This window comes from Streptomyces sp. NPDC036822 (assembly GCF_055609145.1).
Map to the genome: position 1 here is coordinate 175,880 of NZ_JBVJPY010000009.1, position 23,831 is coordinate 199,710.

Below are 23,831 nucleotides of genomic sequence, written 5' to 3' on the forward strand. Positions count from 1 at the left end.
TAGCCCAGGAACACACCCTGACCGCGCCGGCCGCACCGGCGACCGACGCCGCGCCCGGCGGCCCGCCCCCGCCCCGCACCCCCGCGCCCACCGCCCGACGGCGGCGCCGCGCCTGGGACGAGGCCCCCCGGTGGCAGATCTACGTACCGCTCGGCATCTACCTCCTCTTCACCCTGATCCCCTTCTACTGGATCCTCCTCTTCGCCCTCCGCCCGGCCGGCTCGACCTCGCTCGTGCCCTGGCCGATGACCACCGAGCACTTCGAGAAGGTGTGGACCGAGCGCAGCTTCGCCACCTTCTTCCAGAACAGCCTGCTCATCGGGGTGGCGACGCTGGTCATGACCACCGTCATCGCCCTGGCCGGCGGCTACGCCCTGGCCCGCTTCGACTTCCGGATCAAGAAGGGCTTCATGCTGGCCCTCCTCTGCTCCCAGTTCGTCCCCGGCGCGCTGCTGCTCGTCCCGCTGTTCCAGATCTTCGCCAATCTGCGGATGATCAACTCGCTGGGCAGCGTCATCATCGCGGAGACCGTCTTCCAGCTCCCGCTGTCCATGATCCTCATCAGCGGCTTCATCAGGAACGTGCCGTACTCGCTGGAGGAGGCGGCCTGGGTCGACGGCTGCGGCCGCTTCAAGGCCTTCCGCATCGTGGTCCTGCCGCTGCTGCGTCCCGGCCTGGTCGCCGTCGGCTCCTTCGCCTTCGTCCACGCCTGGAACCACTTCCTCTTCGCGCTGATGTTCCTCAGCAGCCAGGAGAAGCAGACCATCCCGGTCGGCCTCAACACCCTCATGGGCGCCGACAGCGTCGACCTCGGCGCGCTCGCCGCCGGTGGCGTGATCGCGGCCGTGCCCGTCGTGATCGTGTTCGCCTTCATCCAGAAGTGGCTGGTCACCGGCTTCAGCGCGGGAGCGGTGAAGGGATGAGCGCCGGCGCACCGTCTCCCCTGCCCGTGGTCCTGGCGGGCGCTCGCGGCCACGGTCGCCAGCACCTGCTCAACATCCGGCGCCTGGAAGGGCTCGGTCTGGTCCGGCTGGCCGGTGTCTGCGAGCTGCGGCCGCTCGACGCGGCGGAGCTGGAAGGGACCGGCACGCCGGAGCAGTCCTCCGACCTCGACGCCCTGCTGGCCTCCACCGGGGCGCGGATCGCGGTGGTCTGCACCCCGATCCAGACCCACACCGACCTGGCGCTGACCGCCGCCCGGCGGGGGGCGCACCTGCTCCTGGAGAAGCCGCCCGCCCCGTCGTTCGCGGAGTACCGGCGGATGGCGGACGGGGTGGCGGCGGCGGGCGTCGCCTGCCAGATCGGCTTCCAGTCGCTGGGGTCGCACGCCGTCCCCGAGATCCGGCGGATGGTGGCGGAGGGTGTGATCGGCGAGCTCCTCGGTGTCGGCGCGGCCGGTGCCTGGGTCCGCGACGAGGCCTACTTCCGGCGCGCCCCCTGGTCGGGGCGGCGGCGGCTGGACGGTGCCGACGTCGTGGACGGAGCGCTCACCAATCCCCTGGCGCACGCCGTCGCCACGGCGCTGGCGCTCGCCGGCGCCGGCCGGGACCAGGACGTGGCACACATCGAGACCGAACTCCTGCGCGCCCACGCGATCGAGGCCGACGACACCTCCTGCGTCCGGATCGTGACGACCCGGGGCACGCGGGTGACGGTGGCGGCGACGCTGTGCGCGGAGACGGCGGCGGAACCGTACGTCGTGGTCCACGGCACCCGGGGCCGGATCACGTTCTGGTACAAGCAGGACCGGGTGCTGCTCCAGCGGGGCGGTCACGGCCCGGAGGAGACGGTCCACGGCCGCACGGACCTGCTGGAGAACCTGGTCGGGCACGTGACCCGGGGCGAGCCGCTGTGCGTGCCGCCCGAGGAGACCGGCGCCTTCATGCGGGTGGTCGAGGCGATCCGGCTGGCCCCCGAACCGGCGCCGCTGCCGGAGGCGTTCTGGCACACCGAGCCGGGGGGAAACGCGCCGCGCCGGGTCGTCTCCGGCATCGACGCCCTGGTCGACCGGAGCGCCGAGATGCTCGGCCTCTACTCCGAGCTCGGCGCCCCCTGGGCGCTCTCGACCACGGCGGAGGCCCGGTGAACGCCGCGATCGTCCTGCGCTGCGCCGGCCGCCCGGTCGCCCGGTACCTCACCCGGCCCGAGCTGGCGGCGGACCACGCGCCCCGGCCGTACCTCCACCCGGTCACCACCCTGGCGGGGACCCGGGTCACCGAGCTGATGCCCGAGGACCACCCGCACCACCTCGGCGTGGGCGTCGCCGTGGCCGATGTGGCGGGCCACAACTTCTGGGGCGGGCGCACCTTCGTACGCGGCCAGGGGCCGACGGTGCTCGACAACCACGGCCTCCAGCGGCACGACGGCTTCAAGCTGCGCGATCCGGACGGGTTCGTGGAGGAGCTGAGCTGGACGGCGGCGGACCGGGTGCTGCTGCGGGAGCACCGGACCGTGGCGGTGGCGGCGCTGACGGACACGGCGTGGGCGCTGGACTTCACGTTCTCGCTCACCAACGTCTCCGGGGCGGAGCTCTCCCTCGGCAGTCCCGCCACCAACGGCCGGCCCGGTGCGGCCTACGGCGGCTTCTTCTGGCGCGCGCCGAAGGAGGCGTCCGCGCCCGCCGTCTTCGGCGCCGACGCGGACGGCGAGGAGGACGTGCACGGTGCGCGGGCCGACTGGGTGGCGATGGCGGGCGAGGGCTGGACGCTGGTGTTCGCCGGAGCGACGGAGGAGACGCGGCGCGATCCGTGGTTCGTCCGCGCCGCCGAGTATCCGGGCGTCGGCTCCTCGCTCGCCCACGACCGGCGGCTGACCGTCGAGGCCGGCGGGACCGTCGTACGACGCGTGGTCACCGTGGTCGCCGACGGCCGTCCGGACCGGGCCGAGACCGCGTCCCTGGTGCGGAAGGCGGTCGCCTCGTGAACGACGCCACGAGCACCGGACGCCCCGCGAGCGCCGCCGACACCATGACCGCTCCCCGTACGGGAGACCTCGGGGACGGCACGTACCGCAACCCCGTCCTGGCGGCCGACTGGTCCGACCCCGATGTGCTGCGGGTCGGCGAGGACTATTACCTCACCGCGTCCAGCTTCGGCCGCGCGCCGGGCCTTCCGCTGCTGCACTCGCGCGACCTGGTCAACTGGACGATCGTCGGACACGCCCTCGACCGGCTCCGGCCGGAGGCCGCGTACGCCTCGCCGCGGCACGACGGCGGGGTCTGGGCGCCCTCCCTGCGCCACCGCGACGGTCGCTTCTGGATCTTCTGGGGCGACCCCGACCACGGCATCTGGCAGGTCAACTCGCCCTCCGTGCGCGGCCCGTGGAGCGAGCCGGTGCTGGTGAAGGCGGGCCGGGGCCTCATCGACCCCTGTCCGCTGTGGGACGAGGAGACGGGCGAGGCCTTCCTGGTGCACGCCTGGGCCAAGTCCCGCTCCGGCGTCAACAACCGGCTCACCGGCCATCGGATGAGCCCGGACGGCGGCAGGGTCCTCGACGAGGGGACCACGATCGTCGACGCCGACCGGATCCCCGGGTGGTTCACCCTGGAGGGGCCGAAGGTGTACCGCCACGACGGGTGGTTCTGGATCCTCGCCCCGGCCGGCGGCGTCTCCACCGGCTGGCAGGGCGCGTTCCGGTCGCGTTCCTTCTTCGGCCCGTACGAGGAACGGGTCGTGCTGCGGCAGGGGGACACGGACGTCAACGGCCCCCACCAGGGCGGCTGGGTCCGTACCCAGCGTGGCGAGGACTGGTTCCTCCACTTCCAGCAGCGCGGGGCGTACGGGCGGGTCGTCCACCTCCAGCCGATGCGCTGGGGCGCCGACGGATGGCCGGTGCTCGGTGCGGCGGGCACTCCGGTCGCCGTCCACGCGAAGCCGGACCTGCCGGAGCAGGCGCCCTCCGCCCCGGCCGCCGACGACGCGTTCCCCGGCGGGCGTTTCGGCCGTCAGTGGCAGTGGACGGCCAATCCCGGCGAGGGCTGGACCACACAGCACTCCGGTGACGGCCTGTGGCTCTCCTGCGGGCGCAGCGAGCACGTCGACGACCTGCGGGCGCTGCCGCATCTGCTCACCCAGCGGCTTCCGGCGCGCGCCGGGACGGTGGACGTCGAGCTGCGGCTCGACAGCGCGCTTCCCGGCGCCCGTGCGGGGCTCGTGGTGCTCGGCGACGCCTACAGCTGGATCGGGCTGCGCCGCGAGCCGGACGGCTCGGCGCGGCTCGTGCACCGGTTCGCGCCCGCCAACGCCGACCGGGAGCGGGACGCCGCGTACGACCGGCCCGCCCCCGAGGGCAGCGCCCGGCTGCGGATCAGCCTCGGGCGGGACGCGCGCTGCCGTTTCTCGTACGACACCGGCGAGGGCTTCACGCCGGTCGGCGAGGTCTTCGCCGCCACCCCCTGGCGGTGGGTCGGCGCGCTGCTCGGCCTGTTCGCGGCGGCCCCGCCCGGCACGGGACCCACCGGCACCGCCGTGTTCACGTCGTTCCACCTCACCCCCTGACTCCCCCCACGCCATCGCACCACCCCCGCAAGACCCCCCGTAGGACCCGCGTAGGACCCGAGAGAAGAGAGCCGACGATGACCATCTTCCGTGGCGGACGGCGCAGAGCCGTCTGCGCCCTCGCCCTGACGACCGTGCTCGCCCTGACCGCCACCGCCTGCGGAGACGACGGCAGCGGAGCGGGCGGCGACAAGGGCGACGAGGGCTCGGGCAAGGGAGAGATCACCTTCTGGGACAACAACGGCGGTGTCCGCACCGACGTCTGGAAGGAGATCATCAAGGACTTCGAGCAGCAGAACCCCGACATCAAGGTCACGTACGTCGGCATCGCCTCCACCGAGGTGCAGTCCAAGTACGACACGGCCATCCAGGGTGGCGGCCTGCCGGACGTCGGCGGCGTGGGAGCGGCGATGCTCGCCGGGATCGCCGCCCAGAACGCCCTGGAGCCGCTCGACGCCCGGATCGACGGCAGCGCCCTCAAGGGCAAGCTGAACGAGGGCATGGTCGAGAGCGTGAAGTCCGCGGGCGGACAGGACAAGCTCTTCACGGTCCCGACCTCCGCGAGCAACGGCGTCCTCTACTACCGCACCGACCTGTTCGCGGCCGCGGGCCTGGAGGAGCCCACCACCTGGTCGAAGTTCTACACGGCCGCCGACAAGCTGACCGCCAGGGACAAGAACCGGTTCGGCTACACCATCCGCGGCGGCGCCGGCTCCATCGCCCAGGCGCTGGACGCCATGTACGGCCAGAGCGGCATCACCAGCTTCTGGAACGGCGACAAGACCACGGTCAACGACCCGAAGAACGTGGCCGCGCTGGAGAAGTACGCGGGTCTGTTCAAGAAGAACACGCCGGCGGCGGACGTCAACAACGACTTCACCAAGATGGTCGCGCAGTGGGACAGCGGCGAGATCGGCATGCTGAACCACAACCTCGGCTCGTACAAGGACCACGTGAAGGCGCTCGGTACGGAGAAGTTCCGGGGCATCCCGAACCCGACGACGGACGACGGCACCCGGGTCCAGGTCTCCAACCCGGTCGACGGTCTCGGTCTGTTCTCGTCGAGCAAGAACAAGGCCGCGGCCTGGAAGTTCATCGAGTTCGCCGCCTCGCACGCCTCGAACAGCAAGTGGAACGAGTCGGCGGGCGCGATCCCGGCCAACACCGAGGCGGCCAAGGACGCCTGGATCCAGAAGGCCGAGCCGACCAAGCTCGCCGCCGACGTCCTCTTCAGCGGCAAGGCCGCGATCGTCCAGCTGCCGTACTACCTGCCCGACTGGAACACCATCTCCAAGGCCGACAACGAGCCCGCCTTCCAGAAGGTGCTGCTCGGCAAGTCGACGGCCAAGGAGTTCCTCGACAGCCTGGCCGAGCAGCTCAACACGGCGCAGGCCGAGTGGAAGTCGCAGAAGAAGTGACCTCCGCGCCGAGCCGCCGTGCGGTGGTCGCGGCCGGGACGGGCCTCGCGCTCGCCCTGGCCGCGGCCCCCGCCGCGGCCTCCTCCCGCCCCTCCCGAGGACACCGCCCCATGCGCACCCTCTACATCGCAGGCGACTCCACCGCCGCGCAGAAGTACGCCGACGCGGCGCCGGAGACGGGGTGGGGGATGGCCCTGCCCTTCTTCCTCCACCAGGGCGTCACGGTCGCCAACCACGCGATCAACGGCCGCAGTACGAAGAGCTTCATCGACGAGGGCCGGCTGGCCGCGATCCTGGAGGCGATCCGGCCGGGCGACGTGCTGCTCGTCCAGTTCGGCCACAACGACCAGAAGGCCGCCGACCCCACGCGCTACACCGAACCGTGGTCCACCTACCAGGACAACCTGCGCCGCTTCGTCGCGGGTGCGCGCGAGCGCGGCGCCCGGCCGGTGCTCGCCACCTCGGTGGAGAGGCGCAGGTTCGACGCGGCCGGCACGGCGCTGCCGACGCTGGGCGACTACCCCGCGGCGATGCGCGAGGTGGCCCGCGAGGAGCGCGTCCCGCTGCTCGACATCCAGGAGCTGTCCCTGGCGCTGTGGCAGAAGCTCGGTCCGGAGACGACGAAGACGTACTTCAACTGGACACCGGTCGAACAGGACAACACCCATTTCAACCCGCCCGGCGCGATCGCCGTGGCCCGGCTGGTCGCCGGCGCACTCCTCCACTCCCGCGTCCTCGCACCAGGTGACACACGCCGCCTGGACGACGAGATCCCCGCGGAGTGGATCACCTGGCCCGCATCCGAGGAGAGCCGACCTTGAGACAGACACACCTGTGGGCGGTGGGCGCGACCGCCCTCGCCCTGACCGTCACCGGCCCCGCCGCCACGGCCCAGGCCGCGCCCGACCCGGCCCGGCAGGCGCTGCCCGCCGGGGACGGCTGGGCGTCGGAGGGCACCGGGACGAGCGGCGGCGCGAAGGCCGCCCCCTCCCGGGTCTTCACCGTCACCACCTGGGAGCAGCTGCGGACCGCGCTCGCCGTCCCCGGCACCGAGCCGAGGATCGTCAAGATCAAGGGGACGCTGAACGCGACCGCCGCCGGATGCTCGGCCTTCGAGGCCGAGGGCTACGACTTCGACCGGTACCTCGCGGACTACGACCCGGCGGTCTGGGGGTACGACACTCCGGTGAGCGGCCCCCAGGAGGACCTGCGGGCGGCGTCCGCCACGGCCCAGGCCAAGGCGATCAAGGCGTACGTCCCCGCCAACACCACGATCGTCGGCGTCGGCAGGAACGCCGGGATCACCGGCGGCAGTCTGCAGATCCAGGGCGTCGACAACGTCGTGATCCGCAACCTCAAGCTGGAGAGCCCGCTCGACTGCTTCCCGCAGTGGGATCCCACGGACGGCGCGACCGGCGCCTGGAACTCCGAGTACGACAGCATGGTCGTGTACGGCTCCACGCACGTGTGGGTGGACCACAACACGTTCACGGACGGCGCGCACCCGGACAGCTCGCTGCCGTCGTACTACGGCGAGATCTACCAGCAGCACGACGGCGAACTGGACATCGTGCGCGGCGCCGACCTCGTGACGGTCTCCTGGAACGTCTTCGCCGACCACGACAAGACGCTGATGATCGGCAACAGCGACAGCGCGGGCGCGACCGACCGCGACAAGCTGCGGGTCACCCTCCACCACAATCTCTTCAAGAACGTGATCGAACGTGCCCCGCGGGTCCGCTTCGGCAAGGTCGACGCGTACAACAACCACTTCGTGGTTCCGGCGTCGGGATACGCGTACAGCCTGGGCATCGGCCTGGAGTCGCAACTGGTCGCCGAGAGGAACGCGTTCACCCTGCCGGCGGGCGTCGGCGCCGGGAAGATCCTGAAGAAGTGGAAGGACGCCCCGGTCACGACGGCGGACAACCACGTCAACGGCAGGTCCGTCGACCTGCTGGCCGTCCACAACGCGGAGTTCCCGGCCGAGATCCTGCGCGGCGACGCCGGCTGGACACCGCAGCTCCGCACCCGGGTCGACACTCCGCGGGCCGTGCCGGCTCTGGTGGACCACTGCGCGGGCGCGGGCCGGCTGCGCTGACCCACCCCCGGCCGTCGGACCGGGGGCGGCCCGACCGCGACCACGCGTCGGGCCGCCCCCGCTCCTGTCCACCCCTCCCCCTCCTCCTCCCCCTCCCGCGAAGGAGCGCCGTCATGCCTCCGCTCAGCCGCCGTGCCGTGCTCACCGCGAGCGCCGGCGCGGCGCTCGCCCCCGTCCTGCTCGCCGCCCCCGCCACCGCCCGGTCCCGCGGACCGTTCGGCAGGTTCGGCGCCCCAGCCGCCCGGCTCACCCCTTACACCCTGTACGTCCATCCCGGCGGGCTCGGCGACCACACCACCGTCCAGGCCGCGGTGACCGCCGCGAGCGGCCCGGGGTGGACGCTGGTCATCGCCCCCGGCACGTACCGCGAGACCGTCACCGTCAACGCGGCACGGACCGGCATGACGTGGATCGGGGCCGGCGAGGACCCCCGGGACGTCGTCGTCGTGTACGACAACGCCAGTGGGACGCCGAAACCGGGCGGCGGCACCTACGGCACCTCGGGGTCGGCGACCACCACCGTCCAGGCCGACGGGTTCACCGCGCAGTGGATCACCTTCGCCAACGACTTCCTGCGCGCCGGGCACCCGGAGATCAAGGACACCCAGGCCGTCGCGCTCAAGGCGCAGGGCGACCGGTCCGCGTTCTTCCACTGCCGGTTCCTCGGCCACCAGGACACCCTCTACGCCGACTCGACGGCGCTGACCGCCGTCGCGCGCCAGTACTACGCCCACTGCCACGTCGAGGGCGACGTCGACTTCGTCTTCGGCCGGGCCCGCGCGGTCCTCGAGCACTGTCATCTGCGGACGCTGCTCCGCACCGACCTGGCGTCCGCGCCGCACGGCTTCGTCTTCGCCCCGTCGACCGCGGGCCACAACGCGTACGGCTTCCTGGCCGTCCACTGCCGGATCACCAGCGCCGCCCCGGACGGTTACTACAAGCTGGCCCGGCCGTGGGTGCCCAGTTCGGACCCGACCGCCTGGCCCTCGCTCGTGGTGCGCGACAGCGTGCTCGGCCCCGGGATCGACGCCGTGGCACCGTACGCGAACATGCGGGACGCCTTCCCGTGGCAGGCCCAGCGGTTCGCCGAGTACCGCAACACGGGGCCGGGCGCCGTGGTCACGGTCCCGGAGAACCGGCCGCAGCTGACGCCGCTCCAGGCCCGGTCCGCGACCAGGAGCTCCTACCTCGGCGACTGGAGCCCCCGGCCGTTCTGCTCCTGAGCACGGCTTCACCGCCCGAGGGCAGCCGGCGCGAAGCCGCCGCGGGTCACGGCCCGTCCGTGGGAGCCCTCCGCCGACGTGACGGTGTACGTGTCGGATCCGGCGTCCCGTCCTCCTTCGGCGTGGTTGTACTGGCCGGCGAAGACATGGCGCCCGGCCGGGACCGTGCGCCCCGGCTTGAGCACCCATGTGTAGACGAGTGCCGTCGCCTCCTGGCGTACGGAGACGGTGAAGTCGTCCGCGGGACGGGTGCGCCAGTGGCCGGTGCTCGACACGCCGGCGGTGCGGGCGATCCGCAGTTCGACGGTGAGCGCGGTCAGGGGGGCGGGGGCGGTGAGGGTGACATTGCTCTGCGCCCACCACCGGTTGCTCCCCGGGTCGACGGTGCCGGCCGCGCCGACGGGAGGGGGGGCGGCCGGCATCGTGGCGATGCGGCCGGGGTCGTCGTCGGGGTGCAGCGTCGTCGCGGCGAGGCCGCCGAGGGAGAGGACCCCGACGACGGCGGCCGCGACCGCGGCCGCCGTCGTCCAGAGCGCCCGGGGGCGGCGACGCGCCTCGGCGGCGCGCTCAGGCGGGCTCGCGATCCCGCGCTCCACGCGCGCCAGGATGCGGGCGCGGTCGGGCTGATGGGCTCCGGCCGCCTCACGCAGCCGTCGGCGTACCTGCGCTTCGTCCATCAGCTCTTCCCTCCGACGAGTGCGGCCGCGGACTGCGCTCCGAGCAGGCGCTGCAGCTCCGCCATGCCTTTGGAGGTCTGGCTCTTGACCGTGCCGACCGAGATCCCGAGGGCGAGGGCCGTGTCGCGCTCGGAGAGGTCGAAGGCGTGGCGCAGGACCACACAGGCGCGCTTGCGGAAGGGCAGCGCCCGCAGGGCGGACTGGACGTCGACCACGACCGGGACGTCGGGCTCCCGTGTCCACTCCGAGCGCCGGTCCCAGAACAGCGCGACGCGGCGGCGCTCCCGCACGGCGCCGCGGATCCTGCTGCGGACGAGGTTGGCGACGACTCCACGGGCGTAGGCGACCGGGTGGTCCGCGGCGCGGACGCGGTCCCACTGGTGCCAGAGGGCGACCATGGCGTCGGCGGCGAGGTCGTCGGCGCCTTCGCGGTCGCCCGTCAGCAGGTGCGCGAGGCGGGCGAGTTCGGCGTAGTGGCGCTCGAAGAAGGCGTGGAACTCGGTCGCGGGATCACCGGCCGCCGTGATCACGGTGGCTCCCCGAGCTTTCGCGTACGGTCAGTTCGGGCTCGATCAGCGTCGGCCCCGAGGGCGCTTGTCCGCCGAGGCGGGCGACGAGCCGTTCGACGGCCAGGCGTCCCATCTCCGCGGCGGGGACGCCCACGGCGGTGAGGGGGACCGAAGCCTGGTGGGCGACCTGGTCGGGGCAGACGGCGACGACGGCGACGTCCTCGGGCACGGCCCGTCCCCGCTGGCGCAGGACGGCGAGGAGGGGTTCGACGGCGGCTTCGTTCTGGACGACGAGGGCGCTGGTGGCGGGGCGTTCCTCGAAGATCCGGCCGAGGGTCGCGGAGACGGCGGCGTACGTGCCCTCGACCGGCCGGTGCAGCAGGTCGACGCCCCTCTCACGCGCGGTGGCGCGCAGGCCGGTGAGGGTGCGCTCGGCGAAGCCGGTGCCGCGGGCGTAGACGGCGGGCGGTTCGCCGAGGACGGCGATGCCGGTGTGTCCGAGGTCGGCCAGGTGACCGACGCAGCGGGCTCCGGCGGCCTCGAAGTCGAGGTCGACGCAGTCGAGTCCGCTGGGGTCGCCGGGCAGTCCGATGAGGACGAAGGGGCGTTCCGCCTGCCGGAGCAGGGGGAGCCGGGGGTCGTCGAGTTCCACGTCCATCACGATCATGCCGTCGGCGATGGCGCTGCCCTCGACGCGTCGTACGGCGTCGGGTCCCTCCTCCCCGGTGAGGAGGAGGACGTCGTAACCGTGGGCGCGGGCCGTGGTGGTGACGGCCATGGCGATCTCCAGCATCACGGGGAGGTGGAGGTCGGTGCGCAGCGGCATCATCAGCGCGAGGATGCTGGTCCGGCTGCTGGCGAGGGCGCGGGCACCGGCGTGCGGGCGGTATCCGAGGGTGTCGATGCTGCGCTGGATCCGTTCGCGGGTGGTGGCGGAGATGGACCGTTTCCCGCTGAGGACGTAGCTGACCGTGCTGGCCGACACTCCGGCGTGACGGGCGACATCGGCGAGGGTGACCACTTCAGTTCTCCGCGGCAGTTCCCGGCTCCCCGGGCGGCTGCCCGACGTTTCGGGTCCCGACCCTAGGCGGCGGCTCGGCGGGCTGTCCAGGCGGGTCGGCCGTGGTGCCCGGGGGGACGGTGGGCCGTTCATCCGGCGAACGGGGTGGCGGGCATGCCCTGGCCGATGCCCGGCAGGACGAGCAGCGCGCCGGAGAGCGGGTCCGGGCCTGCCTGGCCCGTGCGGGCGGTCGTGACGTACAGGTCGCGCAGCTCCGGCCCGCCGAACGCGCAGGCGGTCGGGCGTCGTACGGGCAGCGGGACGGTCCGGTCGAGGTCGCCGCGCGGGGTGTAGCGGCGGAGCTGTCCGCCGTCCCAGAAGGCGACCCACACGCAGCCCTCGGCGTCCACGGTCAGTCCGTCGGGGAAGCCGGCGTCCGCTCCGGCCTCGACGAACGCGTGCCGTTCGACCGGGAGGCCCTCCCGGACGCGGAGGGTGTCGATCCGCCGGGTGTGGCTGTCGACGTAGTAGGCGACGGCGCCGTCCGGGCTCCAGTCGATGCCGTTGCTCACGGTCACGCCGTCGAGCAGGGTGGTGGCGGAGCCGTCGGGGGCGACCCGGACGAGGTGTCCGCCGCCGGGCGCCTCGTCGTAGCGCATGGTGCCGGCCCACAGGCTGCCGTCGGGGGCGACGGCCGCGTCGTTGCCCCGCCGGCCGGGGACGGGGTCGTGGTGCAGCCAGGAGAAGGCGCCGTCGGTGTCGTAGAGGCCGACGCCGTCCCGGAGGTTGGCGACGAAGCCGCCTCCTGCCCGGGGCTTGGCCGCGCCGATGTGCTGGTCGACGGCCGTGACCGAGACGTGGCCGCCGTCCGGCTCGTAGGTGTGGAGGCGGGAGCCGAGGATGTCCACCCATATCAGCCGCCCGCCGGCCGGGTCCCAGGTCGGCCCTTCGCCGAGCTCGGCGGGCTCGCGGACCGCGACCTCGATCGCGGGGTCGCCCGCGGTCCGTCCTCCGGCTCTCATCACCGGCTCCGGTGCCCGAGCCGGAGGGACAGGTCGGCGGCGCCCTTGGCGGCGAGTTCGGCCAGTTCGGCCTCGCGCTCCGGGCTCCAGCGGATGACGGGCGCGGAGACGGAGAGGGCGGCGACGACCCGGCCGGAGGTGTCCCGTACGGGCGCGGCGACGCAGCTGACGTCCGGGTTGGACTCGCGGTGCTCGGTGGCGATGCCGCGTTCCCTGATCCGTGCGAGGGCGGCGCGCAGCGCGGCGGGGTCGGTGATGCTGTTCGGGGTCATGGAGGCCAGCTCGCGCCCCTCGATGCGGGCGTCGAGCTCCGGCTCGGGGAGCGAGGCGAGCAGCATCTTGCCGACGGAGGTGCAGTGCGCGGGGAGTCTTCGCCCCGCCGCCGAGACCATGCGGACGGCGTGGGTGGAGTCCACCTTGGCGATGTAGATGACGTCCGCGTCCTCCAGGATCGCGACGTGCACGGTCTCGCCGCACGTGTCGGCGACCTCGCGGGCGACCGCCTGCCCCTCGGCGGCGAGGTCGAGCTGCTCGGCGTAGCGGCTGCCGAGCTGGTAGGTGCGGACGCCGAGCCGGTAGCGTCCGGGCTGTTCCGGGACGGGCACGAGGTAGGAGCGCGCCGACAGGGTGGTGAGCAGCTCGTGCGTGGTCGTGCGGGGCAGTTGGAGGGCGCGGGTGATCTCGGGGGCCGAGAGGGTGCCGTCGCCGTGGAGGAAGAGCTCCAGGATGTCGAAAGCTCTGGCCACTGCCGGTACGAGACGTCCCACGACCGCCCACCCACCCTCACCCGTTCGATATTCCGATCAATGACCGGTATGACGAACACAGGCTAACCACGGCCGCGTTCGCCGGGCAATGGCCCCGCGTGGACCATTGACACTCTCCGGAGCGCTGATTACGGTCACGCCAACATTTCGAACGCATGACGAAATATCGAACGAGCCGATCCTGGGAGCAACCTCCGTGCGCATCACGGGAATCACCACACACGTCGTCGGTACGCCCTGGCGCAACCTCACCTACGTCCGGGTCCACACCGACGAGGGCCTGACCGGCGTCGGCGAGACCCGTATGCTCGGCCGCACGGACGCTCTGGTCGGATACCTCCGCGAGGCGGAGGCGAACCACATCGCCGGCTCCGACCCGTTCGCGGTGGAGGACCTCGTCCGGCGCATGAAGTACGGCGACTACGGCCGGGCCGGCGAGATCGTGATGTCCGGCATCGCCGTGGTGGAGATGGCCTGCTGGGACATCAAGGGCAAGGCGCTCGGCGTGCCGGTCTGGCAACTGCTCGGCGGCAAGGTGACCGACCGGGTCAAGGCGTACGCGAACGGCTGGTACACCACCGAGCGCACGCCGGAGGCGTACCACGAGGCCGCCCGGGAGGTCGTGGCCCGTGGCTACCGCGCGCTGAAGATCGACCCGTTCGGCACCGGCCACTTCGAGCTGGACGACGAGCGTTCGCGGTACGCGGTCTCGCTGATCGAGGCCGTCCGGGACGCGATCGGGCCGGACACGGAGCTGATGCTGGAGATGCACGGGCGCTTCTCCCCGGCGACGGCGATCCGGCTCGCCCGCGAGATGGCGCCGTTCCGCCCCGCGTGGCTGGAGGAGCCCGTACCGCCGGAGAACCTCAAGGCGCTGGAGAAGGTGGCCGCCAAGGTCGACCTGCCGATCGCCACCGGTGAACGCATCCACGACCGGATCGAGTTCCGCGAGCTGTTCGAGTCGCAGGCGGCCGACATCATCCAGCCGGACGTCGGGCACATCGGCGGCATCCTGGAGACCCGCAAGCTGGCGGCGACGGCCGAGACCCACTACACGCTGATCGCCCCGCACAACGTGGGCGGCTCGGTGCTCACCGCCGCCTCGCTCCAGCTCGCCGCCTGCACACCGAACTTCAAGATCCTGGAGCACTTCAACGACTTCGCGGACGCCGAGATCAAGGGCGTCGTCCGCGGCGCGCCGGAGGTCGATCCGGAGACCGGCTGCTTCACGGTCTCGCACGAGCCGGGCCTCGGCGTCGAGCTGGACGTGGACGCGGCGGCCGCGTTCCCCCAGCAGCGGGCCCGCTTCGACCTGTGGGCCGAGGGCTGGGAGCGCAGGGAGCCCAAGTGAGCCGAGCGATCGTCATCGCACGACCCGGCGAACACCGGCTCGTGCGGCGGGAGATCCCCCGCCCGGGCCCCGGTGAGGTGCGGGTCCGGGTGGCCGCCGCCGGGATCTGCATGAGCGACCGCGAGATGTACGACGGACACCGCGACCCCGGCTACGTCCGCTTTCCGGTGACGCCCGGCCACGAGTGGTCCGGCACCGTGGAGGCGGCGGGGCCCGGCGCCGATCCCGCCCTGGTCGGCCGCCGCTGCGTCGCCGAGGGCTTCCGCTCCTGCGGGACCTGCGAGCGGTGCCGGAGCGGCGAGACCACCCTGTGCGCGGCGGGGTACGCGGAGACCGGCTTCACGGAGCCGGGCGCCTTCGCCGACCACGTGGTCGTACCCGCCCGGCTGCTGCACCTGCTGCACGACGACGCGGACCTGCGGTCCGCCGCGCTCCTGGAACCGGCCGCGGTGATCGCCGCGGCCGTACGGGCCGGGCGCCCCCGGCCCGGCGAGCGGGTCGCCGTCGTCGGCGCCGGCACTCTCGGGCTGCTCGCGGTCCAGCTGCTCGCCGCCTCCTCGCCCGCCGAACTCGTCGCCGTCGACCCGCGGACGGCCCGCGGGCAGCAGGCGCTGCGGTCCGGCGCGAGCCGGAGCCTCGTCCCGGCCGAGGCGACCGCGCTGGCCGGCCGCTTCGACCTGGTCGTGGAGACGGCCGGGGCGCCCTCCACGGCCGCGTCCTCCTGCCTGCTGGCCCGCCGGGGCGGCCGTGTCGTGCTGACCGGGATGTTCACGCGGGGGGCCGTCGGGATCGACCCGGTGCACCTCTCCCTGAGCCAGCTGGAGGTACGCAGCGTCTTCGGGGCGTCCTCCGGCGCCTGGGCCGACGCGGTACGCGCCTTCGGTCTCGGGCTGCTCGACCCGTCCCCGCTGATCTCCCACGAGTTCCCGCTGGAGCGGTTCGCCGAGGCCGTCGCCCTCGTCGGCGGCGGCGATCCGAAGACCGGCAAGATCCTGCTCCGTCCCTGACCCGACTCGGCCGTCGACCGTACGGCGGTGGCGGGAGCCCGCGCCAAGCTCCCACCGCCGCACACGCCTCGTACCCGCACCACCTCCCCGCCGGCGCACGCCGCTCACTTCGAACCGTGTCCGATATCCCGAACAAAGGACCTCCGTGAACGCTTCGCCCTCCCCGCCCCGCCGCCCCGGGGCCGACGCGCTCGCCCGGATCGGCCATCCCGTGCCTCCGGCCGACCCCGCGGACACCTCTCCGCACCGCTTCCCCGACGGAGGCACCTGGCGCACCGAGGTCCCCTCCGTGGAAGGGCCGGAGGCGCTCGCCGTCGTCCTGGAGGAGAGCGCCCGGCTCGACGTCCCCGTCCACCGGGTCAGCCAGGGCAGCGGCGTCTGGATGCTCACCGACGCCGAGATCACCGAGATGGTGGACGCCTGCGCCGAACGCGCCGTCGAGCTGTGCCTCTTCACCGGACCGCGCGGCACCTGGGACACCGGCGCCGCCACCCGCACGGACTCCGGTGGCGCCGGGCCGCGGGCCCGGGGCCACGACGCGCTCGCCGGCTGCGTCGAGGACGCCCTGCGCGCCACCGCGGCGGGCGTCCGCTGCCTGCTCGTCGCCGACGAGGGCGTGCTGTGGACCCTGCACCGGATGCGCGCGGCGGGCGTGCTCCCCGCCGACACCACCCTCAAGGCCTCCGCCCTCATCGGCCCCGCCAACCCCGCGTCGTACGCCGTCTACGAGCACCTCGGCGCGGACTCCCTCAACGTCCCCTCCGACCTCACCCTCGACCACCTCACCGAGATCCGCCGGGCCAGCCGCGCGCCCCTCGACCTCTATGTGGAGGCGCCCGACGACCTCGGCGGCTTCGTGCGGATGTACGAGGCCGCCGAGTTGATCCGCAGGGGGGCGCCCCTCTACCTCAAGTTCGGTCTCAGCAAGTCCGCCGGCATCTACCCCTACGGCGCCCATCTGCGCGAGCACACCCTCGCCACCGCACGCGAGCGCGTGCGGCGAGGCCGGCTCGTCCTCGATCTGCTGGCCCGCCACGGCGCCGACGGCGGGATGTCCCCGCTCGGCTCCCGGCTGCCCGGCGGACTCCGGCGCTTCCCCGCCCCCGAAGGGAACTGACCATGCGCATCCGCACACTCAGGGCGGCCGCCCTCGCCTCCCTGCTCGTCCTCGCCCTCTCCGCCTGCGGCCAGGAGGCCCGCGGCGGCAGCCGCTACCGGCCCGACGCGGGCAAGGGCGGCACCATCGGCCTGGCCATGCCCACCAAGGCGTCGGAACGCTGGATAGCCGACGGCGAGAACATGGCGAAGCAGTTCCGGCAGGCCGGCTACGAGACCGACCTGCAGTACGGCGACGACAAGGTCGAGAACCAGATCGCCCAGATCGAGAACATGATCACCAAGGGCAGGCGGCTGCTGGTGGTCGCCGCCATCGACGGCGCCGCCCTCACCGACGTCCTGCGGCGCGCGCACGACGCGGGCATCCCGGTGATCTCGTACGACCGCCTCATCATGGGCACCGAACACGTCGACTACTACGCCTCGTTCGACAACGAGCGGGTCGGCGAGCTGGAGGCGCGCTACATCGTCGACCGGCTGAAGCTGGGCGCGCCCGCCCGGAACGCGGGCAAGCCCTACGACATCGAGCTGTTCGCGGGCTCGCCGGACGACAACAACACCCGGTACTTCTGGAACGGCGCCATGAAGGTGCTCCAGCCCTACCTCGCCAGCGGACAGCTCGTCGTACGCAGCGGGCAGACGCGGATGAACCAGGCGACCACCCTGCGCTGGGACGGCGGCACCGCGCAGAAGCGGATGGACGACCTGATCAGCAAGAACTACGGCGCGGAGAGCGTCGACGCGGTCCTCTCGCCGTACGACGGCATCTCCATCGGCATCATCTCCGCCCTCAGGAGCGCCGGTTACGGCACGTCCGAGCGGCCCCTGCCCATCGTCACCGGCCAGGACGCGGAACTCGCCTCGGTCAAGTCCATCATCCGCGGCGAGCAGACCCAGACCGTCTTCAAGGACACCCGCAAGCTGGCCGCCCGGGCGGTGGCCATGGGCGACGCCGTACTGAACGGCCGGAAGCCCGAGGTCAACAACGTCAAGGACTACGACAACGGCAAGAAGATCGTGCCGTCGTACCTCCTCGACCCGGTCAGTATCGACAAGTCGAACACCCAGCTCCTCGTGCGCGAGGGGTACTTCACGGCGGGACAGCTGTCGTGAAGCGGCCCGAGGCGGACGAGCACGGGTCCCGTCCCGTGCTGGAGATGCGCGGCATCACGAAGACCTTCCCCGGCGTCACCGCGCTCAGCGAGGTGAACCTCACGGTCCGCCCCCGCGAGATCCACGCGCTCTGCGGGGAGAACGGAGCCGGGAAGTCGACCCTCATGAAGGTGCTGAGCGGTGTCCATCCGCACGGCAGCTACGAGGGCGAGATCCGCTTCGAGGGCGAGCCGGTCGCCTTCCGGGACATCCGGGCGAGCGAGCGCCGCGGCATCGTGATCATCCATCAGGAGCTGGCGCTCATCCCCCACCTGTCGATCGCCGAGAACATCTTCCTCGGCAACGAACAGGCACGCCGCGGGATCGTCGACTGGAACGACACCCTGCGCAGCGCCCGCCGGCTCCTCGCCCGCGTGGGCCTGCGCGAGAACCCGCTGACACCGGTCGCCGACCTCGGCGTCGGCGGACAGCAGCTGGTCGAGATCGCCAAGGCACTGTCCAAGAAGGTGCGGCTGCTCATCCTCGACGAGCCGACGGCCGCGCTCAACGACGAGGACAGCGCCGCCCTCCTGGGACTCATCCTGGAGCTGCGCGAGCAGGGCGTCGCCTCCGTCGTCATCTCGCACAAGCTGAACGAGATCCGGCGCATCGCCGACGCGGTGACGGTCCTGCGCGACGGCCGCACCGTCGAGTCCCTGACGGTGCGGCCCGAGCCGGCCGCCGCGCCGGAGCTGTCGGAGGACCGGATCATCCGCGGCATGGTCGGCCGCGACCTGGACCACCGCTTCCCCGACCGCACGCCCCACGACGCGGCCGGCGCGGACCGGCCGGCGCTGGCCGTGCGCGGCTGGACCGTACGGCACCCGGTCGACCAGCGGCGCACGGTCGTCGACGACGTGTCCCTGACCGTCCGCCCGGGCGAGATCGTCGGCCTCGCCGGTCTGATGGGCGCGGGCCGCACGGAGCTGGCGATGTCGGTCTTCGGCCGCTCCTACGGGCGGTACGTCTCCGGGACGGTGGAGATCGACGGCCGGGAGGTGTCGACCCGGACCGTGCCGGCGGCGATCGAGGCCGGTCTCGCCTATGTGACGGAGGACCGCAAGCGGTACGGCCTGAACCTCATCGACACGGTCCACCGCAACATCTCCCTCGCGTCCCTGCCGGGGATGCGGCGGCGCGGCGTCGTCGACGAGCACCACGAGCGCCAGGTCGCCGAGCGCTACCGCGCCACCATGAACATCAAGACCCCGACCGTCTTCGAGCAGGTCGGCCGCCTCTCCGGCGGCAACCAGCAGAAGGTCGTGCTGAGCAAGTGGATCCACGCCGACCCCCGGGTGCTGATCCTCGACGAGCCGACCCGTGGGATCGACGTCGGCGCCAAGTACGAGATCTACACCGTCATCGACCGGCTCGCGGCCCAGGGCAAGGGCGTGCTGTTCATCTCCTCCGAGCTGCCCGAGCTCCTCGGGATGTGCGACCGGATCTACACGATGGCCGAGGGCCGACTCACCGGTGAGGTGGCCCGCGGCGAGGCCACCCAGGAGACCCTGATGCGCCACATGACCATGAGCAGGAGCTGAGCCCGCCATGACCACCACGACTCCCCCCGCGCAGGACACGGCGACGGCCCGGCCGGAGCCCCCGTCGGCCGGTGCACTGCTCCTTCAGGCGGTGCGGGCCAACATGCGCCAGTACGGCATGCTCGTCGCCCTCGTCTTCCTCGTCGTCCTGTTCCAGATATGGACCGACGGGACGCTGCTGCTGCCGAACAACGTCTCCAACCTGATCCAGCAGAACAGCTACATCCTCATCCTGGCCATCGGCATGATGATCGTCATCATCGCCGGCCACATCGACCTCTCCGTCGGCTCCCTGGCCGCGTTCGTCGGAGCCCTGGCGGCCGTGCTGATGGTCCGGCACGACGTCCCCTGGGGGCTGGCCCTGGTGCTCTGCCTGCTGGTCGGGGCGGCCGCCGGGGCCTGGCAGGGGTACTTCATCGCGTACCTCGGCATCCCGTCGTTCATCGTGACGCTCGCCGGGATGCTGCTCTTCCGCGGTCTCACCCAGATCTTCCTGGAGGGCCGGTCCCTGGCGCCGTTCCCCGACGGCTTCCAGAACATCGCCAAGGGGTTCATCCCCGAGATGGGCCCCTACACGCAGTACCACAACCCGACCCTGCTCCTCGGTCTGGCCACCGTCGTCTTCCTGCTCCTGCGCGAGTGGCGCGACCGCAAGCGACAGCTGGCGTACGAGCTCGAGGTGCTGCCCGCCGGGCTGTGGACGCTGAAGTGCGTGGCGATGACCGCGGCCGTCGTGGCGTTCACGCTGACCCTGGCGAGCTTCCACGGCGTGCCGGTGGTCATGCTGGTCATGTGCGCGCTGCTGATCGGTCTGGGGTACGTGATGCGCAACGCCGTCGTCGGCCGTCATGTGTACGCCCTGGGCGGCAACAAGGCGGCGGCCAAGCTCTCGGGCGTCAAGGACAAGCGCGTCACCTTCCTGGTCTTCGTCAACATGGGCGTCCTCGCGGCGCTCGCCGGATGCGTCTACGCCGCGCGGCTCAACGCCGGCACGCCCCAGGCGGGCCTGAACTTCGAGCTGGAGGCGATCGCGGCGGCCTTCATCGGCGGCGCGTCGATGAGCGGCGGCGTGGGCACCGTGACGGGCGCCGTGATCGGCGGCCTGGTGCTCGGCGTCCTGAACAACGGCATGTCGCTGGTCGGCATCGGCACCGACTACCAACAGGTCATCAAGGGGCTGGTGCTGCTCGCGGCGGTCGGCTTCGACGTCTGGAACAAGCGCCGGGCGGGCCGCTGACGGAGGCGGCGCGCCGGCCCGGTCGGTCCGGGCCGGTCGGTCCGGGCCCGGTGCACGCGGCGACACCCGTCCAACCCGCCGCGAAAGGTCCAACAGCCCGGCGCGCCGCCGGGGTTGCGCGGAGGGAGAGGTCAGGATGGGATGGAAACCGGGGGCGGCAAGCGCTTCCCAGCTCACCGGCCGCCTCTCCCCCTCTTCCCCCCTCCGTCCTCTCCCGCAGGAGCTCCATGCCCTCCCTGCCCTGGTACGAAGACGTCTCCCCCGGCCGCGGCTGCCTGCCGCCCCGCGCCTGGTACGCCCGCTCGAACGCCGTCTCCCTCTCCCTGAACGGGACCTGGAGCTTCCGGCTCTCCCCCACCGCCGACGCCGAGGACGCCTCCTTCGCCGCCGAGGGGTACGACTCCCGGGGCTGGGACGAGATCGCGGTCCCCGGACACTGGGTGCTCCAGGGCAAGGACCACGGTGCCCCGGCGTACACCAACATCCTCTATCCCTTCCCGGTCGACCCGCCGCGCGTCCCGACCGAGAACCCCACCGGTGACCATCTGCGCCCCTTCGACCTCCCGGAGGACTGGCCGGAGGGCGGCGGGGCCGTGCTGCGCTTCGACGGAGTGGAGTCCGCGGCGCGGGTCTGGCTCAACGGCGAGGAGCTGGGCACCTTCACGGGCTCGCGCCTGCCGCACGAGTTCGCGGTCGGCGCCCTGCTGAGGCCGCGCGGCAACGTCCTCGCCGTCCGTGTCCACCAGTGGTCGGCCGGCTCGTACCTGGAGGACCAGGACCAGTGGTGGCTGCCGGGCATCTTCCGGGACGTCACCCTGCACCACCGCCCCGAGGGCGCGGCCCGGGACTTCTTCGTGCACGCCTCGTACGACCACGCCTCCGCCACGGGCACGCTGCGGGTCGCGTGCGACGTACCGGGCCGGGTCACGGTGCCGGAGCTGGGCATCGACGTGGCGACGGACGAGGAGGTGACGGTCGCGGTCGAGCCGTGGACCGCCGAGACCCCCCGCCTCTACGCGGGCGAGCTGGCCGTCGGCGGCGAGCGCGTCGGGCTGCGCGTCGGTTTCCGTACCGTCGTCGTCGAGGACGGCGTGGTCAAGGTCAACGGCCGCCGCGTCCTCTTCCGGGGGGTGAACCGGCACGAGTTCCATCCCGACACCGGTCGGAGCGTCGACCTGGCGACCATGCGCCAGGACGTGGAGCTGATGAAGCGGCACAACGTCAACGCGGTCCGCACCTCGCACTATCCGCCGCACCCCGCGTTCCTGGACCTGTGCGACGAGTACGGACTGTGGGTGATCGACGAGTGCGACCTGGAGACCCACGGCTTCCAGCGCTCCGGCTGGCGGGGCAATCCGGTGGCCGACGACTGCTGGACCCCGGCGCTGCTCGACCGTGCGGCGCGGACCGTCGAGCGCGACAAGAACCACGCCTCGGTGATCATCTGGTCGCTCGGCAACGAGTGCGGCACCGGCGCCGGTCTGACCGCCATGGCCGCGTGGATCCGCGACCGCGACCCGTCACGGCTCGTCCACTACGAAGGCGATCCGTCCTGCGCGGACACGGACCTCTACTCCCGGATGTACGCCACGCACGACGAGGTCGAGGAGATCGGCCGCCGGGAGGACGAGGGCCCCGACTCCCGGCGCGAACTCCCGTTCATCCTCTGCGAGTACGCGCACGCGATGGGCAACGGGCCCGGTGGTCTCTCCGCGTACCAGCGGCTCTTCGAGCGGTACGAGCGCTGTCAGGGCGGTTTCGTCTGGGAGTGGATCGACCACGGTCTGGCCCACCCGGAGTACGGCTACGGCTACGGCGGCGACTTCGGCGAGGAGTTGCACGACGGCAACTTCGTCTGCGACGGGCTGCTGTTCCCCGACCGGACCCCGTCACCCGGCCTGGTCGAGTACAAGAAGGTCATCGAGCCGGTCCGGATCGAACCGGTCCCCGGCGCCGGGAACGACGCGCCGGCTTCGGTACGGATCACCAACCTCCACGACTTCGCCGATCTCTCCGCGCTGTCCTTCACCTGGTCATACCTGGTGGACGGGGTGCCGGCAGGCGGCGGGCCGCTCGCGGTACCCGCGCTCCGCGCCGGGGAGAGCGCCGATGTCGCCCTGCCCGCCGCGCCCGAGCCCGGAGCGGACGGAGGCGGCGAGGGGCACGGCGGCGGGGAGCGGACCTGGACCGTACGGGCGCTGCTCGCCCACGACACAGCCTGGGCATCGGCGGGCCACGAAGTCGCGTGGGGCCAGCTCCCGCTGCCGGGACGGCCCGTGGTGGGCCGCGACGTGAGCGGTGCGCGGCCGGGCGCGGGCTCGGGGCTCATCACGCTCGGTCCGGCCTCCTTCGACGCCCGTACGGGCGAGCCGCTCTCCCTCGCCGGCATTCCCGTGCGCGGGCTGCGCCTCGACGTGTGGCGGGCGCCGACGGACAACGACAACGGGGCCTGGTGGAAGCCTGACGAACGCTACGGAACGCTCTGGCGCGAGGTGGGTCTGCACCGGATGAGGCACCGCGTCGACGCGGTGGAGGCGGACGGTGAAGGGCTGACGGTACGGACCCGGGTGGCGCCCGCTGCGCTGGACGCGGGGCTGCGCACCGCGTACCGCTGGACGTCCGACGGCTCCCGGCTGCGGCTCACGGTCGACGTGGTCCCGGAGGGCGAGTGGCCGCTGCCCCTCCCCCGGCTCGGTGTGCGCCTCGGCCTTCCGGCCGCTCTGGACCGGGTCACCTGGTTCGGCGGCGGGCCGGGCGAGGCCTATCCGGACACCCGCGCCGCCGCACGGATCGGCCGCTGGGAGGCGGGCGTGGACGATCTCCAGACCCCTTATGTCCGCCCGCAGGAGAACGGTGCCCGGATCGACACCCGGTGGCTCGACCTGAGCGGGGAGCACGGCGGGCTGCGGGTGGAGGGGGACCCCCTGTTCTGGTTCACGGCCCGCCGCTGGACCGACGAGCAGCTCGACGCGGCGGAGCACCGGAGCGATCTGGTCCCCGGTGACACGGTCTGGCTCCGTCTGGACCACGCGCAGCAGGGCATCGGCTCCCGGTCGTGCGGCCCCGGTGTGCTGCCGCCGTACCGGCTGCGGGCCGCCCCCGCGCGGTTCTCCTTCACGTTCACGGCGCTCGACCGGGCCGCCGTGTGACGTGTGGCGTGACGCTTGGATGGCCGGACGGATCCGGGAAGCGGATCCGTCCGGCCTCGTCGTACGCG

At 72.7% G+C, this 23,831-nt stretch carries 20 protein-coding genes; 15 read left to right on the top strand and 5 right to left on the bottom strand.

The window, feature by feature from the left end; all coding sequences use genetic code 11:
- Positions 1-17 precede the first annotated feature (17 nt).
- The 8 genes from ACZ68P_RS21740 (at position 18) to ACZ68P_RS21775 (ending at position 9,235) form a co-directional block, all read left to right on the top strand.
- Positions 18-923: a carbohydrate ABC transporter permease gene (locus tag ACZ68P_RS21740; RefSeq protein WP_471008796.1), complete on the top strand. Its 906-nt coding sequence runs from the start codon at positions 18-20 to the stop codon at positions 921-923.
- Complete coding sequence (locus ACZ68P_RS21745; protein ID WP_471008520.1) at positions 920-2,086, top strand: Gfo/Idh/MocA family protein; 1,167 nt, start codon at positions 920-922, stop codon at positions 2,084-2,086. The genes ACZ68P_RS21740 and ACZ68P_RS21745 overlap by 4 nt, the downstream gene beginning before the upstream one ends.
- Entirely contained in the window at positions 2,083-2,922 is an 840-nt protein-coding gene (locus ACZ68P_RS21750) for a DUF6807 domain-containing protein (RefSeq protein ID WP_471008522.1), read from the top strand. The genes ACZ68P_RS21745 and ACZ68P_RS21750 overlap by 4 nt, the downstream gene beginning before the upstream one ends.
- Before the next feature lie 44 nt (positions 2,923-2,966).
- A complete protein-coding gene (locus tag ACZ68P_RS21755) occupies positions 2,967-4,496 on the top strand; it encodes a glycoside hydrolase family 43 protein (RefSeq protein WP_471008798.1) in 1,530 nt (509 codons plus the stop codon).
- A 77-nt stretch (positions 4,497-4,573) separates the two neighbouring features.
- A complete protein-coding gene (locus ACZ68P_RS21760; RefSeq protein ID WP_471008524.1) occupies positions 4,574-5,914 on the top strand; it encodes an ABC transporter substrate-binding protein in 1,341 nt (446 codons plus the stop codon).
- Entirely contained in the window at positions 5,911-6,735 is an 825-nt protein-coding gene (locus ACZ68P_RS21765) for a rhamnogalacturonan acetylesterase (RefSeq protein ID WP_471008527.1), read from the top strand. The genes ACZ68P_RS21760 and ACZ68P_RS21765 overlap by 4 nt, the downstream gene beginning before the upstream one ends.
- Positions 6,732-8,012, top strand: coding sequence for a pectate lyase family protein (locus ACZ68P_RS21770; protein WP_471008530.1), 1,281 nt, complete (start codon positions 6,732-6,734; stop codon positions 8,010-8,012). The genes ACZ68P_RS21765 and ACZ68P_RS21770 overlap by 4 nt, the downstream gene beginning before the upstream one ends.
- 113 nt (positions 8,013-8,125) lie before the next feature.
- Positions 8,126-9,235: a pectinesterase family protein gene (locus tag ACZ68P_RS21775; RefSeq protein WP_471008533.1), complete on the top strand. Its 1,110-nt coding sequence runs from the start codon at positions 8,126-8,128 to the stop codon at positions 9,233-9,235.
- A gap of 8 nt (positions 9,236-9,243) precedes the next feature.
- On the opposite strand, the gene ACZ68P_RS21780 is transcribed toward ACZ68P_RS21775, so the two are convergent.
- The 5 genes from ACZ68P_RS21780 to ACZ68P_RS21800 form a co-directional block, all read right to left on the bottom strand.
- Entirely contained in the window at positions 9,244-9,912 is a 669-nt protein-coding gene (locus ACZ68P_RS21780; protein WP_471008535.1) for a hypothetical protein, read from the bottom strand.
- Positions 9,912-10,442: a SigE family RNA polymerase sigma factor gene (locus tag ACZ68P_RS21785; RefSeq protein WP_471008538.1), complete on the bottom strand. Its 531-nt coding sequence runs from the start codon at positions 10,440-10,442 to the stop codon at positions 9,912-9,914. The genes ACZ68P_RS21780 and ACZ68P_RS21785 overlap by 1 nt, the downstream gene beginning before the upstream one ends.
- Entirely contained in the window at positions 10,423-11,442 is a 1,020-nt protein-coding gene (locus ACZ68P_RS21790; protein WP_471008540.1) for a LacI family DNA-binding transcriptional regulator, read from the bottom strand. The genes ACZ68P_RS21785 and ACZ68P_RS21790 overlap by 20 nt, the downstream gene beginning before the upstream one ends.
- A gap of 128 nt (positions 11,443-11,570) precedes the next feature.
- Positions 11,571-12,443: an SMP-30/gluconolactonase/LRE family protein gene (locus tag ACZ68P_RS21795; protein ID WP_471008542.1), complete on the bottom strand. Its 873-nt coding sequence runs from the start codon at positions 12,441-12,443 to the stop codon at positions 11,571-11,573.
- Positions 12,443-13,210: an IclR family transcriptional regulator gene (locus tag ACZ68P_RS21800; RefSeq protein ID WP_471008543.1), complete on the bottom strand. Its 768-nt coding sequence runs from the start codon at positions 13,208-13,210 to the stop codon at positions 12,443-12,445. Before ACZ68P_RS21800 ends, ACZ68P_RS21795 begins: the two co-directional genes overlap by 1 nt.
- Positions 13,211-13,406: 196 nt before the next feature.
- On the opposite strand from ACZ68P_RS21800, the gene ACZ68P_RS21805 reads away from it, so the two are divergent.
- The 7 genes from ACZ68P_RS21805 to ACZ68P_RS21835 all read left to right on the top strand — a co-directional run bounded on the left by ACZ68P_RS21805 (position 13,407) and on the right by ACZ68P_RS21835 (position 23,763).
- Entirely contained in the window at positions 13,407-14,561 is a 1,155-nt protein-coding gene (locus ACZ68P_RS21805) for a mandelate racemase/muconate lactonizing enzyme family protein (RefSeq protein WP_471008544.1), read from the top strand.
- Positions 14,558-15,568, top strand: a complete 1,011-nt coding sequence (locus ACZ68P_RS21810) for a zinc-dependent alcohol dehydrogenase (protein ID WP_471008546.1) — start codon at positions 14,558-14,560, stop codon at positions 15,566-15,568. The genes ACZ68P_RS21805 and ACZ68P_RS21810 overlap by 4 nt, the downstream gene beginning before the upstream one ends.
- A gap of 145 nt (positions 15,569-15,713) precedes the next feature.
- Entirely contained in the window at positions 15,714-16,685 is a 972-nt protein-coding gene (locus tag ACZ68P_RS21815) for a hypothetical protein (protein WP_471008548.1), read from the top strand.
- 2 nt (positions 16,686-16,687) lie between these two features.
- The gene (gene chvE / locus ACZ68P_RS21820) at positions 16,688-17,797 is read left to right on the top strand and encodes a multiple monosaccharide ABC transporter substrate-binding protein (RefSeq protein WP_471008551.1); all 1,110 of its coding nucleotides are present in this window, start codon (positions 16,688-16,690) and stop codon (positions 17,795-17,797) included.
- A gap of 44 nt (positions 17,798-17,841) precedes the next feature.
- Positions 17,842-19,377, top strand: a complete 1,536-nt coding sequence (gene mmsA / locus ACZ68P_RS21825) for a multiple monosaccharide ABC transporter ATP-binding protein (protein WP_471008801.1) — start codon at positions 17,842-17,844, stop codon at positions 19,375-19,377.
- Positions 19,378-19,384: 7 nt separating this feature from the next.
- Positions 19,385-20,614: a multiple monosaccharide ABC transporter permease gene (mmsB, locus tag ACZ68P_RS21830; protein WP_471008554.1), complete on the top strand. Its 1,230-nt coding sequence runs from the start codon at positions 19,385-19,387 to the stop codon at positions 20,612-20,614.
- A gap of 227 nt (positions 20,615-20,841) precedes the next feature.
- Entirely contained in the window at positions 20,842-23,763 is a 2,922-nt protein-coding gene (locus ACZ68P_RS21835; RefSeq protein ID WP_471008557.1) for a glycoside hydrolase family 2 TIM barrel-domain containing protein, read from the top strand.
- Positions 23,764-23,831: the final 68 nt, after the last annotated feature.

What these genes read in the sequence shown, in the direction of transcription:
- ACZ68P_RS21745 (WP_471008520.1), top strand. Translation starts at nt 920, where the DNA reads ATGAGCGCCGGCGCACCGTCTCCCCTGCCCGTGGTCCTGGCGGGCGCT.
- ACZ68P_RS21755 (WP_471008798.1), top strand. Translation starts at nt 2,967, where the DNA reads ATGACCGCTCCCCGTACGGGAGACCTCGGGGACGGCACGTACCGCAAC.
- ACZ68P_RS21760 (WP_471008524.1), top strand. Translation starts at nt 4,574, where the DNA reads ATGACCATCTTCCGTGGCGGACGGCGCAGAGCCGTCTGCGCCCTCGCC.
- ACZ68P_RS21775 (WP_471008533.1), top strand. Translation starts at nt 8,126, where the DNA reads ATGCCTCCGCTCAGCCGCCGTGCCGTGCTCACCGCGAGCGCCGGCGCG.
- ACZ68P_RS21780 (WP_471008535.1), bottom strand. Translation starts at nt 9,912, where the DNA reads ATGGACGAAGCGCAGGTACGCCGACGGCTGCGTGAGGCGGCCGGAGCC.
- ACZ68P_RS21795 (WP_471008542.1), bottom strand. Translation starts at nt 12,443, where the DNA reads ATGAGAGCCGGAGGACGGACCGCGGGCGACCCCGCGATCGAGGTCGCG.
- chvE (WP_471008551.1), top strand. Translation starts at nt 16,688, where the DNA reads ATGCGCATCCGCACACTCAGGGCGGCCGCCCTCGCCTCCCTGCTCGTC.
- mmsA (WP_471008801.1), top strand. Translation starts at nt 17,842, where the DNA reads ATGCGCGGCATCACGAAGACCTTCCCCGGCGTCACCGCGCTCAGCGAG.
- mmsB (WP_471008554.1), top strand. Translation starts at nt 19,385, where the DNA reads ATGACCACCACGACTCCCCCCGCGCAGGACACGGCGACGGCCCGGCCG.
- ACZ68P_RS21835 (WP_471008557.1), top strand. Translation starts at nt 20,842, where the DNA reads ATGCCCTCCCTGCCCTGGTACGAAGACGTCTCCCCCGGCCGCGGCTGC.